Here is a 12,954-nt window from a genome sequence, read left to right on the forward strand (position 1 = left end):
GAACGGGGTGGACCACTGCCTCACGTGCAGCGAATTGCGCGACCGTCGCGCAAATTGGCGTGCCACGAGAGGCGCGGCACCGCGAGGACGGAGCACTGGAAGGTATGCGCCCAGGGGGAAGGCGAGGAGAGCAAGGGGGGAGTACGCGCCCCGCCGGGACCAGCGCCCAGCGGTGTGGCCCGCACCGTGGCCCGCACTGTGGCCCGGCAAGTGCGTTTGTGAAATGCGTTAGGGGTAGTCCCTCGAGGAGGGACTACCCCTAACAGCGGGCCGGACCAGCTAGTTGCCGCTGGACCCTTCGATCTGGAGTTGCTCGATGAAGGAGCGGATGATCACGTTGATCATGTGCCCGTGTAGGCCATGGGTGTTGGCCAAGAGCAACTCATCCATCATGTCGTGAAGCCAAGTGTCGTTCTCCTTGGCGATGCTGTAATGCGTCGCGGAGCCCCAGTCGTCGTCATCGCCGATCTGGCTATCGCGGAACTTGTCGGCGGCCTCGATGAGGTCTTCTACAGAGACGCCTCTGGCGAGGGTGAGAGCGGCATCTACATACTGGCTCGGCTTGAGCCCACGCAGATTGAGCAGTCGCTTGTCATGAACCAACTGCCGGTTCAGGGCCCTGGTCACATCGTTGTGCAGCCTGATGTTTCGCTTCTTGGGCTTCGTGCCCGTACGTGTCGCCATCGCTCGTCGATAGCTTGCCGCGAGCTCCCCATATGCAACGGGCAGCCCCTGCACCTTCGTGGCGAGCTTCTCGGGGAGGGCCCGTTCCATCTGCGCTTCTGAATACCCACTTGTTTGGGGGAGAGCGAGTGCTGCGGTCCTGTGGGCCGCTGAGGCTGCCTGACCCTCGCCGGGCTGCTGCCCCTTGCTCCCCCAGCTGGCTGTTGCAGGATCGGCAGGCAAAGCGGGCAGGGAGATTCCTTGAAGTGCCGTGGTGCTCTGAAGCAGATCATCTGCTGGTGCGGATGAGTCGGCCTGGGTTGTCGGGGGTGTTTGGCCGGCCGACGGGTCTCCGGGACCGGCGCTGGGGGGCGACTCCGCTCCTCCGCCTGCCACGGGGGTGGCTGGTGCGGATGAGTCGGCCTGGGTTGTCGGGGGTGTTTGGCCGGCCGACGGGTCTCCGGGACCGGCAGTGGAGGCCGGCTCCGTTCCTTCCTCCACCACGACAGGCGAAGGCACGACCTCGCTGCTTGGAGCTGGTACGCGGTGGGGGTGCTCGGGAGTGCTTGCCGGCGAGGCGACGGGAGCGCTGACTGCCGACTCTGTTGCGCCAGCCTCGTGACCCGGGTCGGTTACTGCGTCCAGTGCAGTGTTGGCAGGTGCGCTGTTGTTGATGGCGGTAAGCGCGCCTGAAGCGGACAGCTGGTTGAGTTTGCCGAATGCAGCACTCTGTTTGGGCTTGGCCGGGCGCCTCCGCGGCGAAGCGGATTCAGAGCCCGAGTTCTTGTTGCTGGCCATTACCTCCGCGCCTCCGTCGCCTCGTGCCACCGGGCTACACGCTCAGCGATCACGGTAGTCGGCACTCCGAGCTTCTCAGCCAGCACCGCGCTGAAGAGCCCGAAGTCCTCAGGAATCGAGCCCCAGGTCTCGGCGATGTCCTCGAGCAGCGGGACGGTGCCCTCGAGCAGTCCTACGGTGGGTAGCCCCTCCGGGTAGGGATCTGTGTCGTCTGCATGGGTCAGGCCGACGATGTACTGGCGAGCGTTCGTGTAACTGCGACGGTTGGGAAACGACTTCGCCAGCATCACGCTGAGGTCGATGGGCTCGCCCATCTCCTTGAGGAGATCGAACGTGGTGGTGAGTTGGACGACGTCGCCTACGTGCTGCTGGGTAGGGACGATGCCCTGCTTCGTGAGTGCCCAGGCGGTCTTGAGCACTCCCTTGTCGGTGGGTCCCACGTCGATGATGAGGTGCTTGAACCCGCGGGCCATGAGGTCGGTTACCTGCTTGGCCATAGCTGGCCCGGTGTATCCCACCACCGTGATGTTGGCCGGCCAGTCCGCTCCAGCCGCAGCCTGCCACTTCAGGCAAGTCCTATTGGTGTCATCGGCGTCGACGAGGAGGACGGGCTCTCCGGTCAACGCAAGGATGAGCGCGATGTAGACGGACAGCGTCGTCTTCATGACGCCGCCCTTCGCGTTGCCCATGGTCAGCTTCACGCCGTCTGGCGTGTTGAGAGCAGCGATTACGGCGGTCCGGAGGGGCTCGGGCAGCTCCTCGACCAGAGCCCGAACTTCTGGATTGATGCCTTCGGGCAGCGTCAGGGACGGCGTGGGTAGCTGCCTCGGGACAAACGCGGCTGGAAGGTCTGCCACCTCAGGGGCGACTGAGGATGTGGCCCCTTCGACCGGACCATGGGTGAGTTGCTCAGACATGTCTGGCTTCTACCTGCTTCTCTTGTGGCGAGTCGGTACTTGGCGTCCCGCACGGACGGTTCTTGTGAGTGCGCAGACGCATCGTTGGCGGCGCGCCCCCGACCCTCAATTTGCGGTGAGTCCCGCCGCCAGGGAGTTCTGCGCTGGATGGCACGGCCTTGAAGCCCACGCACCACCGCTCGTCTCCCGACGACGGACTGTCAGGTTGGCGCCGGCCAGCAGCGGCTGGCGGCTCGTTGCCACCCGAAGTGCTCGGCGGCGGGGCCACGCTAGCAGAGAGCGACCGAAATCTGGTGACAGGCGTGGTTAGTTCGTTAAGTGTGTTCGCTAATGGGCCTGTCAAGTCGCACGATTATGCCTCACTGACGCGACGTCGTGTTGCGTGCGGTCACTCTCCATCGAGTGGAAGTGGCGAGAGGGGCCCGGCCTTGCTCGTGGATAGCTGCCGCTGCTCTAAGAGGAGGCTGATTTTGCGGATTGGGGGCGGCCCTGTGTCCTACCATGTGTCCCGCCCTGTGGCCCAGCTCGTGAGCATGTGAAACTGCTGGTCAGGGGCTGTTTTTGCAATTCCGTTGCCTTCAAGAGGGGTGGGTTAAGGCCCTCTGATTTCCCGAAAGACCGTCTGGCGCGCAACGCCAAAGCCCCCAAAGGCGCGTAGTCGACGTTCACCGCGTAGGTGATCTTCCTCTTGAAGCGGGCGACCATGCGACGCTGTACTCAAGGTGAGACTTCACAAGCGCACTAACGGTGCCGCATTGCGGGACACAACGCGGAAAGCGGGGTCACCGAGGCTTCCCTCCTGCGGCGGCGCGCCAACTCTGTACACCTCACCCATCCGCGGGCGGTCGGCTCTCCAGTCACCCCGCGGGCTGGCCTGTGCAATTGGAAGACCGCCCCCCAACTTGCTCCAACTGGGGCGCGGCAGGGAGACGTAAGTGCGTGTGCTCCGTGGGTAGAACAATCCGCCTCGCCTGCAAGGGGCAGCTCGGTTCGTCGATCTCAGAGTGCTTCCCGCGGAGGACCACGGTGTGGGCCGCCCGGGACTAAGGAGCTTCGGCGACTCCGCTCCGGCTGCACGCCGAAGCGCACCGGGCGGAGCACAGGGGGTGCTACCCACTCCGGGGGGAGCTGCTGGAGGCCGAAATCGGTTCGGCGGGTCCCAGGCGTGATGCCATCAACTCCGGGTGGGCGGTGAGGGAATTCAGCGGCGAAGATCTCGACCAGGTCAGTACGCATACAGAGCGCGATGGCTTCAGGGAGCCCGACGACGACCACAACCACCCCGCAGCTCACCGAATCGCGGGGACGGTTCGGTGCCGCCATGCCCTTGCCGCACTTTTTGGTGACCGAGACGACGGACGGCGAAGACAGGGGGAAATAGACAACGCCCCGACGTCCGACGCTGCGATCAAGCCAGTACATGTAGCGGCAAGAACATCAGGGAGGGTTCATCATGTGGCCGCGGGATGTCCACTGGCCTCACCTTGATGAGGTACGCCAAGCGGCTCCGCTTCGCCGCTGAGGGCCAGTGCAAGGGGTGGGCACGGGTGGGGCGCGCACGGAAACAGGCCCTTCCTGAAAGGGCCTGCGGTGTGCGTCGTTGGCTACTGCTCTGTGGTGGACTAGCACTGCGATGGGAGCTGAGGCCGCGTGGATTTGCGCTGATCGAGGTTTGCACGCAGGCAGGTGCAGATCCGGTGAGCCCGGGGTCCAGTCGCTGGCGCAAGTCGAGGGAGAGATCAGGCGCAAGGCGGATCACAGGAAGGCTTCCCGGTGTCCTTCGTGGCCTGAGCTGTCTACCGGACCGCCTTCCTGCGGTAACGGACGAGGGACTGGTGTGCCGGCTACACGTGGATGATGTCGCGGGCGCTGTCGGGCAGGGCCGCGGTCTTCTCGGGGTGGTCGAGGAAGTAGTCACGGATGCGCTCGACCAGGGGGCGGTCGATGGTGACCGGGGCGGGCGCGGCCGGCAGCCCGAGTGCCGTGCGCACCTCGTCGTCGAGGTGCGCGGAGAGCGGGCTGTAGTCGGTGTTGTCGGCCTGGGCGGTCAGCTCCTCGAAGGTCGGCCGGTCCGTCTGGGTCGGCTGGTCGTGGACGGGCCGGGGGGCGGGCTGCCCTGCCATGCGGGAGGAAGGCTGTGGATTCGGCTGCTGGGGCTGGTTCATGGGCGGGGCTCCTTCTTCTTAGGTGGAGTGGTGCGGATCTGGTAGATCCGCTGGACGGACAGGGCGGTCGCGTAGGCGGTGGACTCGACCGGCCACCGTTTGGCGGACCTGCGGATGGCAGCGTCCCTATTCTCCTCCGCCGATTTGATCGCGGCGGCGAGTTCTTCGAGCTCTGCCAGTTCGGTGAGGTCAGGTGCGCCGTGCGGGCCACGTAGAAAGCGGGCGATGGTCTGCCACTGACTGTCGAGCGGTGCGCCGTCGTCGCCGGTCTTGATGCGGAAGGCGCTGATGTAGCGGACGAGGAGGTCGCGTGTGAGGCGTGTGCCGTCCGCGAGGTCGAGGTGGTCGATCTGCTCGCGGTAGAGATCCTCGAACTGCCGGGGAGTGAGACTCATTCCCCTCCTTTGAGTTTTCTAGCTAATTAGAATTCTACGCCCCCACCAGCGAAAAGTCAAATAGACTAGAAATCTACGGTTGTCAATGCCGAGGGATGTCCTTGGTGTCGACCATCTGCACGACCATGCAGGGGTGATCGTCCACCTTCACGTCCTGCTGGATGCCCACCACTCGGTACGAAGCGCCACGCGGCATCAGTCGTTCCCGCTCCTCGTGCCCCTGGACGCCGACCGCCCCCACGGCCGCACCTCGGCTCGAGACGATCTCGAAGACCACCCGGTGCCGGGCATTCCCCTGCTTCCCGGTCTTCGGATTGAACCAGAAACGCTGGGCGAACCCGACCGCGACGGCCGGGCAGTGGGACACGGACATGTAGGAGTCGTCCCGGTAATCCTGGCCCACAACGAAGTTGGAGCGCACCCAGGATTCGACCTTGTCGGCCTCACGTACCTCCTCTGGAGGCGAGAACCCCCGGTAGGTGGTGTGCAGCTTCCCCGGCGCGGCCTTGGACAGGGCCGAGTCGATCCCGCCGGCCACCGTGCGCATTGGCACGACCTGCTCGTTGATGTAGAGGTCCTCGTCCATCGGACGGCCTTGGTAGAGGTGCTCGTTGATCTGCGTATAGCTCTCACCGGTGTACGTGGCTATCCACGACTTCTCCTCCTCATTGAGCCCGGCGCCCCACCGGCTCGACTCCGGTTCGAGTTCCGCCGCCCGCTCACTGGACAGCTCCACGCGATCACCTCGGTCGCCCAGCCCGTGGCGCTCCCACGGCCGGCCCGGCTGGCCCGTGCGCGCCGCGTGAAGGATCTGTTCGGCCTGGTCGACCGGAACGCGGTCGTAGACGACTGCCCCGTCGTTCTCCACCCGGTAGGGCCAGGGGGAGTCGGCGAGGGCCTCGTAGCGGTCCCGGTCCAGGGTGCTGAAGGTCAGGCGGGCGTGCGGGTGTTCGTCATCGTTGCCCGCATACACCGTGGCCACGCCGCAGTAGCCGGGCTGGCCCCAGGCAACGCTCTGCCCGCCGTCCTCCCGCGGGATGAACTTCGCCTGTCCGCCGGCGCCGCTGGCCTGGGCGAGCGCCGAGGCAGCTCGTACATGCTCAGGGAACTCGGGCAGAGCCTCTGGGCGGCCGAGTCCGCCTGGCTCGTCCTCCGTGGCCTGGGCAGAGCCGAGCGCGAAGGCGTCGTCGGGATCAGCTTGCCTGGTCGCGGCGCTGGGGTCGGTCAGCAGGGTGCGGCTGACCTGGGCACACTGGCGGGCGTGGTCCGCGTACTGCCGGGCCTTGTCGTCGTCGCCGTTCGCTGCGGCCTGCCGAGTCTCGTCTGCCCAGGTCTGTGCCTGCGCATAGGCGGCTGCCGCCGGATGACCGGGGCCGGCCGCGATGACGCGCTCAGCAAGTTGGGAGGATGCAGCTCGGGCGGCTGACCGTACGGCCGGGTGGGATGAGGTGCACCGCCGGCCGCCGGCGGCAAGAGATCGGCACACGTACGCGTACTCGCTTTCCGCGGCGTCCCGTGGGATGCCGCGTTGGACCTTGTGGTCCGACGAGGCTGCTGCTGCGACCCTGTGGACAGCGTCCGACGATGGGATCGCGCACGTTCGGCGCAGCGATTCTGCGACTGGTCATGGATGTTGGTGAACCTTCGTGTAGTTGCCGAGTTCCCCGCGGACGATCACGTGTACTTGTTCCTGGACGAGAACAGTCGAACGATGGGGGCTGTCACGCGCATGGATGAGGACCGGCGATCTTCAACCGATCCGGGATACCGGAGTCGGAGGCATCTGGCAGGGTTCCGGCATGCCACGAAGCAGCAACGACCGCGTCCCAGCTCGCTACGTCGTGGAGGGGACCTGGCCAAACGCCGTGCTTGCCCAGGATGCGCCCGTCAGCGCGGACTACGGACAGACGTTGGCGGCCAACCTCCAACAGGCCATGACCACGATGCGCTACACACTGCGAGGGCTTGCAAAGGCGTCTGGCGTCGCGCACGCCACGGTCAGCCGTGTCCTACGGGGTGAGGTGCTACCAGACATGGGCACGATCGCCCGGCTGGAAGCCGCTCTCCGCGTGCAGGTGTTTCCGAGGCCGGCGCCACGGTCCGCACTACACGGAAGGATGCTGCTCGTGCACGCTGAACTGCAGAGCCTCGCCACCCATGACGCGGCAAGGCTGGCAGAGGCACAGAGAAGCGTGCAGGAGTGCGGAAGGCACCGCGAGCAGGCCCTTGCCGAACTGGCATCGGCCCGCCTCCGAGCCGAGGTCTCCGACCGTGTTACCCGTGGCGTCGCGGCTCTCATCGCCGGAGTGACCACTGGCGAACTGCCCGCCGACCGACCATGTCCTCAGTATCGTGTCCACTGAACGGATCACTGCGCTGCTGAACTACCCACTGAACTGTTAGGTGCGCTACTGAACTCTTCGCCGCCGTTCAACACTCCGTCGAATGCAGAGGTCAAACTCAAGCTCCAGCGAGGGTTGTACTGAGCCTTGTAACCGATCTGCCCTGGTGACTCCACCGTCCGCCCCAGGTCGAGCGTGGAGAAGCCGAGATCGGCGAGAGACGTGGCCAGTTGGCGCAGCAACAGGTGGCCGGGGGAGAGATGGAGCATGTCTGGATGCATGGCCGGCAGTACCGAGTAGCAACGGTGTCCCCGGTACAAGCACAACTGCGCAGCCGCCAGCTTTCCGTCCACGGACATGGATGCGATGAATGCCGTTTCACCACCGCACTGCCGCAGGACATCCAGCCAAGCGGTGGGTTCGGCCCCCTGACGGCGCGAGGCGGGATCGCGTGCCCACCGTGCAGCGTGGAGCATGTTCAGTCCGGGATAGACGTCAAGGAGTTCCTCGGCGGTACGGGTTCTGTGATAGCTCACACGGTATCCGCCGACCGACAGCCGCCGCTCACGCTGGGTGTGCTGGCGCCGGAGCGACTTGGTCATCGACGACATGTCCAGCGGCAGAGCGACAACCGCGCAAAGGAGGGTGGAATGACGCCAACCCGGTTGCCGCAGCATGGCCTGACCAAGCGGAGACTGCATGGAGACGTCCGACAGCTCCACAGACAACCCCTCGTGGGCCAGGCCGACGAGCCGATCCGCCAGGGCGGCTGCGACGGCAGGCTCCTGCGAGCTGGGGCCCACCGCGTCGACGTACTCGCTATGAGGTGCGGCCAAAGGGCGCACCAGCACCTTCCCTGCCTTGTCCCGCTCGCACACCAGAGCCAATGCGGCGCAAACCTTCTTCCCGTCCGCCGCAACGAGCACCAGCGGATCGGCCGGCGGCGTTAGCTGGGAAGCCCAACCCAGGAGCCAGCCCGGCGACTGGAACGGGGAGGCGCCACGATCGTGCTCGTACAGATCGCGCCAGCGCTCTGCCATCCACGCCAACGCCGAAGAACCATCGAGCACGTGGACTTTGATCACTGTGCCGACTCCCCGGTTATAGCCGGCCTGTTGGCGAGGTGAAAGATCGGTCCGTCCATCGGGGTGCTCCTGTGCAGCCGGTGCTTTGGCCGCAATCGTGGAAGCCTTCGCCTGTGGACAGTGACCGCTACCTGGCGGGAGGTCCGGTGGCAGCGGCTACCATGGCGATCACCTCCGCGGCCTGTGAGCACGGGACCGGAATGGGCCGACGGGCCGCAAAGCCCCCAGTTCGGCCCATGCATGCAAGTGGAGGGGGTTTCGCGGCTTCTGTGGGCAAATCGTCCAGCCCTCTCCGCACCTCGGTAAACGCGCTGGCGGACGCCTGGACGCATGCCGGGGAGTTACGCAGCGGGACGCAGGCCGTTGATCGTTTCCCAGAGAGTGTCGCGGTGGCTGCAGTCACCCCGGCAGATCGACTCCGACCAACTCGCCGCTGTGCGCAGCCATATCCAGGACGGCGGCCTCCTCGGCCTGATCCCGGTGCGCCAGCTCCGCGAGCTGAGTGCGCTGTGGCACGAACCCGCCGCCGGCCGGGCCCGCCGCCGACATCCTCAAGGATTTGGCGTGCACCGCACACCACGCCCTCAACAACCGCTCGGCGAGCCCGTCAGGAGGAACGCCGTGCACCTGACCACGAATCACAGGGGGCGTCGTCGCCATCGGAACCGTCCGGGTGATGCGCCGTACCGGCATGGCCTTCGATGCGGTGGACCTCCTCTTCCTGGCAGGTCCTCGTCGTCGCCTGGCCCGCACTCCTGCTGCCCTGGAAGTTCCCAGGAAGACGCTGACAGCTGACTCCCGACAGCCTGCCGCGGCGACCACGTCGAGGCGACGGCAATCGTGCTCGTGTTGTCCGTGAAGGTCGCGGTCTCCGGCGGCCGAGCGCTCGTGCCGCTCACCCTCGGCGCCGCGTTGCTGATCCACTTCACGGGACTGTCCGTGCACGGCGAGTTTCAGGGCTGCCGCGTCCGGCAGCCCTGTGCAGCACGTCCTGCCCCAGGCCGCAGCGAGAAGCAGGGCCCGATCAGCTGGAACTCGATGAGCAGCATGGAGATCACGGAGCCGTCCGACCGCCAGGTTGGACGGCTCCGCATCGCTTCACACGTGCAGGATTACGTCTACGGGACCTGGAGCGGCGCGTTCAGCGGGCGGGCCGAACATGTGCTGGCATGCGTCGAAGCCTTCGACGAGGGTGGGCTGATGGCTTTGTCCACGCCACTGCTCGGCGGTGATGATCGCCTGGTGCTCCTCCACCAGGCGGTCGCCGACGGCGAAGCGGCGAATGCCGTTGGGCGCGTATCCGAACTTCTCGGACACATGGCGGGAGACGGCGTTGTCCGCGAAGGCGGTCGAGGTGACGCGTTCGGCTCCGAGGCAGGCGAAGGCGAGGTGGAGGGCCGCGGCGCGCATCTGGGTGCCGAAGCCACGGGCCTGGAAGCGCTGACCGAGCCAGAAGCCTGTGCGGGCCTCGCGGGTGATGCGGAAATCGCGGGCGGAGAGGTTCTGCTGACCGATGACCTGGTCATCGTGGAAGACGGCAAGGAGGAGGCGCCAGTTGTCCTCGTGCCAGTCACCGCGGGCCCACCAGTGGTTCTGCAGCACGTTGCGGGCAGTCTGTTCGGGGGTGCCGGAGGCCCATGGCTGTGGGAAGTAGAGGATGCCGGGTGGGTGGACGCCATCGGCCGCTACCTGCGCGAGGTCGTCGAGCTGAGTCTCGTTGGGGACACGCAGAACCAGGTCGGGGGTGGTGAGGGTGAGCTGGGTGAGCGGCCAGTGGCGCATGCTGGTGCCTCCAGGGGAGTTCAGAAGCCGTCGATGCCGATCACATTGCCGAACGGATCGGTGAGCTGCGCGATGCGGCGGCCGGTGCCGTCGCCGACGTCGAGGGGGCCGCGGTGGTGGGTGCAGCCGGCGTCGAGGAGGCGCTGGCGTACGTCGCCGACGTCCTCGACGGCCCAGTACGGCACGGGGCTGCCACCGCGGGGGTTGTTCTTCTCGTCAAGCATGTGGAAGCCGAACTCGACACCGGCAACCTCCAGCCACGCGTAGACGGCGTTGCCGTTGATGTCGAGATGGACGTCAGTCTCAAGGACGCCTGCCCACCACCGGGCGGACTTCTCGGGGTCCTCGGCGAAGATCATGATGCTGCGAATGCCGTTGAACATGTTGTCTCCGTTGTCACTGTTCGACGCCATGGAGCGAGCGCAGACCGGTGGCGTCGGCGAAGGCGGCCAGCGCGGTCACGAGGTCGGCATCGCTCCACTGGGCGCCGCGATCATTGATGCACCGACGGTAGACCTGGCGGACCGCGCGAGGAGGCAGATTGCGTCCCTCGGTCTGAGCGAGGTAGGCCAGGGTGATCAGGTCGGGCAGGCCGGTCAGGTCTGGGCGCAGGGTTTCGGCGTCGATGAGGGCGAGGTGCCCGTCGACTCGGCGGCGGCAGTGGTCGGCCTTGAGGTCGAGGTGGCCGAGGGGGACGTGGGCCTCGCCGTGCGCGGCGGCAGTCAGTTGCAGCAGGCGTCGCCATGCTGCCGCGTCGCGTATCCAGCCCGGGGCGGGCTCGCCCATGGTGGTGGCGAGGCGCCATGGGGCCATGGTGTCGGAGACAGCTTGGGGCCACCGTGCGGGCGCGGTGTGGATGGTGGCGACGGTGGCGATCAGTTCCTCGAAGCCGCCTGTGCGGTCGATGTCCGCGGGGTCGTCGAGGAAGTCGACCATCAGGGTGCGGGTGGCGTCACAGGTGCTGTGGAGGTCCGGCAGTACCCGCTCGGTGGCGAGGAGCTGGTAGGCGAGGGCCTCGCCGAGGTAGGCGGCCTCGTCCCCGTGGCGCTTGAGGAGCTGGCGGGGCGGGGCGCCGAGGGTGAAGGTCGCGGTGCGGTAGCGGGCGGTCAGACAGCGCACCGGCCCGGGGACGGTCGGGTGCTGGCGCTGGATCAGGGACCGGGCCTGAGCTTCCGCTTGTGTGCGATCGGTGGTCAGAGGGGTGGCGAGCCACCCGTCGGGCCGCACGTGGGCGGCGCCGGCGAGTGGCCCGGCCAGCACGGTGCTCATGCCACCGCGTCCTGGGTGATGCCGAGCGCGGTGAGGCTGTGGTCGTAGCAGCGGGCGGCCAGGTCGGGACGCTGATGTTCGCCGTAGACGGCGAACAGGGCGTAGACCGGGGAGTCGAGCGCTTCACCAATGTGCCAGCCCTGGTAGGAGCCGCCGACGACGTCCCAGATCTGTGCACGGCCCTCGAAGAGCGCGATCAGGTCCTGGTAGTAAATCTCGATGCCGAACGGGAAGCGCGCCATGGCCTCTTCCCGTCCGGTGGATTCCACCGCCTCCCATGCCGGGCCGGTGATGTTCCAGGCGTAGGACTCGATGCTGCCCTCGGCGCCGGGTGGGTCGAGCAGCCGCAAGACGGCGCGGCGGGAGCCGACGGGGCCGTGGAGGTAGTCGTGGATGCCGGAAGCCAGGGCGCCCATCCGGGTCGCGATCAGCTCGCGAGCCAAGCGCGGCAGTTCCTCGGCGAGCAGCGCCCGAGCAGTGGCCCACTCGCCTTCGGCCAGTGGTTCAGTGATCGGGGTGGGCCCCACCTGCTGGGGGTCGGCGAGGAAGGCACGCTGGTCCGCCAGGGCGCGGGCCTCGGTGGCCTGGTCGAGGTGGACCCACTCGGCGTGGGAGGTGGTGACGGCGCCGGGGCCGCGGGGGACGGTGAGCCGGTCACCGGGGCGGGGGCCGTGCACCTTGAACAGGTGCTGGAGGGCGTTGGCCGCCTCGGCGAGCGCGGTGTGGTCGGCGTACAGGAACGGGCCGTGCGGGCTGCGCGGAGCGGTGAACCCGTTGCCGCACAGGGCGACTTCGCGCACGCCGTCGAGAGGGCGGAGGTAGTCGATTAGCAGTCCGTTGAGGATCTCGATGCCACTCTTGCGGTTGCGGGGGCCGTCCATGCCGGGCAGCAGGTTGTTGTCCGCGCCCAGCGCGCCGTAGGGGACGGTCTGCGCGTTGTTGGACACAATCGCGAGTCGCGGTGGCTTGAGGGCGCCGTCGGTGAGCTGCTCGATGTAGAGGTCGGAGACGTCGGCGTCAACGCCGATGAACACGTCGCTGTCTTGGGCTCCGGCAAGCCGGATGAGGGGCTGGGCGACGCGCTGTTCCCAGAACAGGGTGCGAGCGCCGGCCGGGTAGAGGGTGATCTCGATGTCGCCGACGGTCAGCGGGGTGGTGTGGTCCAGGCGGTGCACGGTGAAGCCGAGGACCGTGATGGCGTCGGTGACGGCGGCCGGGGTGGTCATGCCTGTGTAGACCGGGACCGACTTCGGCAGCAGGTTCAGCGAGGGCAGGTGGAAGTGGTCCAGGTGCTCGTGGCTGAGAATCACGGCGTCGGGGGCGGGCATCGCCGCGGTGTCGACCGTGCGCGGCGGCCAGATCGGGAACTCCAGTTTCCCGGCGCCGAACGCCTCGGCCAGGATCGGGTCGAGCAGTACCGTGGAGAGGCCGTCAGTGATGTGCCACGTCTGGTGGCCCAGGAATGTCAGCTCCAGCCCGGTGGGAGCGGCCATGGTGAATTCTCCTCTACGTGGTCGTGGGACGGTGGGGAGGCGGGA

General features: G+C 67.0%; 11 protein-coding genes. 1 reads left to right on the top strand and 10 read right to left on the bottom strand.

Translation table 11 applies throughout. The annotated features are described in order from the left end of the window. Positions 1-279 precede the first annotated feature (279 nt). The 5 genes from ABR737_RS01170 to ABR737_RS01190 form a co-directional block, all read right to left on the bottom strand. Positions 280-774, bottom strand: coding sequence for a hypothetical protein (locus ABR737_RS01170; protein WP_350248268.1), 495 nt, complete (start codon positions 772-774; stop codon positions 280-282). A 686-nt stretch (positions 775-1,460) separates the two neighbouring features. Then, positions 1,461-2,378, bottom strand: coding sequence for an AAA family ATPase (locus tag ABR737_RS01175; RefSeq protein WP_350248269.1), 918 nt, complete (start codon positions 2,376-2,378; stop codon positions 1,461-1,463). Between the two features lie 1,844 nt (positions 2,379-4,222). After that, the gene (locus tag ABR737_RS01180; protein WP_350248270.1) at positions 4,223-4,543 is read right to left on the bottom strand and encodes a hypothetical protein; all 321 of its coding nucleotides are present in this window, start codon (positions 4,541-4,543) and stop codon (positions 4,223-4,225) included. Further along, positions 4,540-4,938 carry a hypothetical protein gene (locus tag ABR737_RS01185; RefSeq protein ID WP_350248271.1) on the bottom strand — a complete coding sequence of 133 codons (399 nt, stop codon included), beginning with the start codon at positions 4,936-4,938 and terminating at the stop codon, positions 4,540-4,542. Before ABR737_RS01185 ends, ABR737_RS01180 begins: the two co-directional genes overlap by 4 nt. 82 nt (positions 4,939-5,020) lie before the next feature. After that, positions 5,021-6,424, bottom strand: coding sequence for an ADP-ribosyltransferase (locus tag ABR737_RS01190; protein ID WP_350248272.1), 1,404 nt, complete (start codon positions 6,422-6,424; stop codon positions 5,021-5,023). 313 nt (positions 6,425-6,737) lie between these two features. Between ABR737_RS01190 and ABR737_RS01195 the strand changes: the two genes are divergently transcribed. Then, a complete protein-coding gene (locus tag ABR737_RS01195; protein ID WP_350248273.1) occupies positions 6,738-7,301 on the top strand; it encodes a helix-turn-helix domain-containing protein in 564 nt (187 codons plus the stop codon). A 5-nt stretch (positions 7,302-7,306) separates the two neighbouring features. Here ABR737_RS01195 and ABR737_RS01200 read toward each other — a convergent pair whose 3' ends face one another. The 5 genes from ABR737_RS01200 to ABR737_RS01220 form a co-directional block, all read right to left on the bottom strand. Next, entirely contained in the window at positions 7,307-8,365 is a 1,059-nt protein-coding gene (locus ABR737_RS01200) for a GNAT family N-acetyltransferase (RefSeq protein ID WP_350248274.1), read from the bottom strand. A 1,098-nt stretch (positions 8,366-9,463) separates the two neighbouring features. Beyond that, positions 9,464-10,147: a GNAT family N-acetyltransferase gene (locus tag ABR737_RS01205; RefSeq protein WP_350248275.1), complete on the bottom strand. Its 684-nt coding sequence runs from the start codon at positions 10,145-10,147 to the stop codon at positions 9,464-9,466. 20 nt (positions 10,148-10,167) lie between these two features. After that, on the bottom strand, positions 10,168-10,560 hold the full coding sequence (locus tag ABR737_RS01210; protein WP_350248276.1) for a VOC family protein: 393 nt from the start codon (positions 10,558-10,560) through the stop codon (positions 10,168-10,170). Beyond that, positions 10,544-11,416, bottom strand: coding sequence for a hypothetical protein (locus tag ABR737_RS01215; protein ID WP_350248277.1), 873 nt, complete (start codon positions 11,414-11,416; stop codon positions 10,544-10,546). The genes ABR737_RS01210 and ABR737_RS01215 overlap by 17 nt, the downstream gene beginning before the upstream one ends. After that, complete coding sequence (locus ABR737_RS01220) at positions 11,413-12,909, bottom strand: MBL fold metallo-hydrolase (RefSeq protein ID WP_350248278.1); 1,497 nt, start codon at positions 12,907-12,909, stop codon at positions 11,413-11,415. The genes ABR737_RS01215 and ABR737_RS01220 overlap by 4 nt, the downstream gene beginning before the upstream one ends. Between the last annotated feature and the right edge of the window lie 45 nt (positions 12,910-12,954).

Source organism: Streptomyces sp. Edi2 (genome assembly GCF_040253635.1).
Classification (GTDB): Bacteria; Actinomycetota; Actinomycetes; order Streptomycetales; family Streptomycetaceae; genus Streptomyces.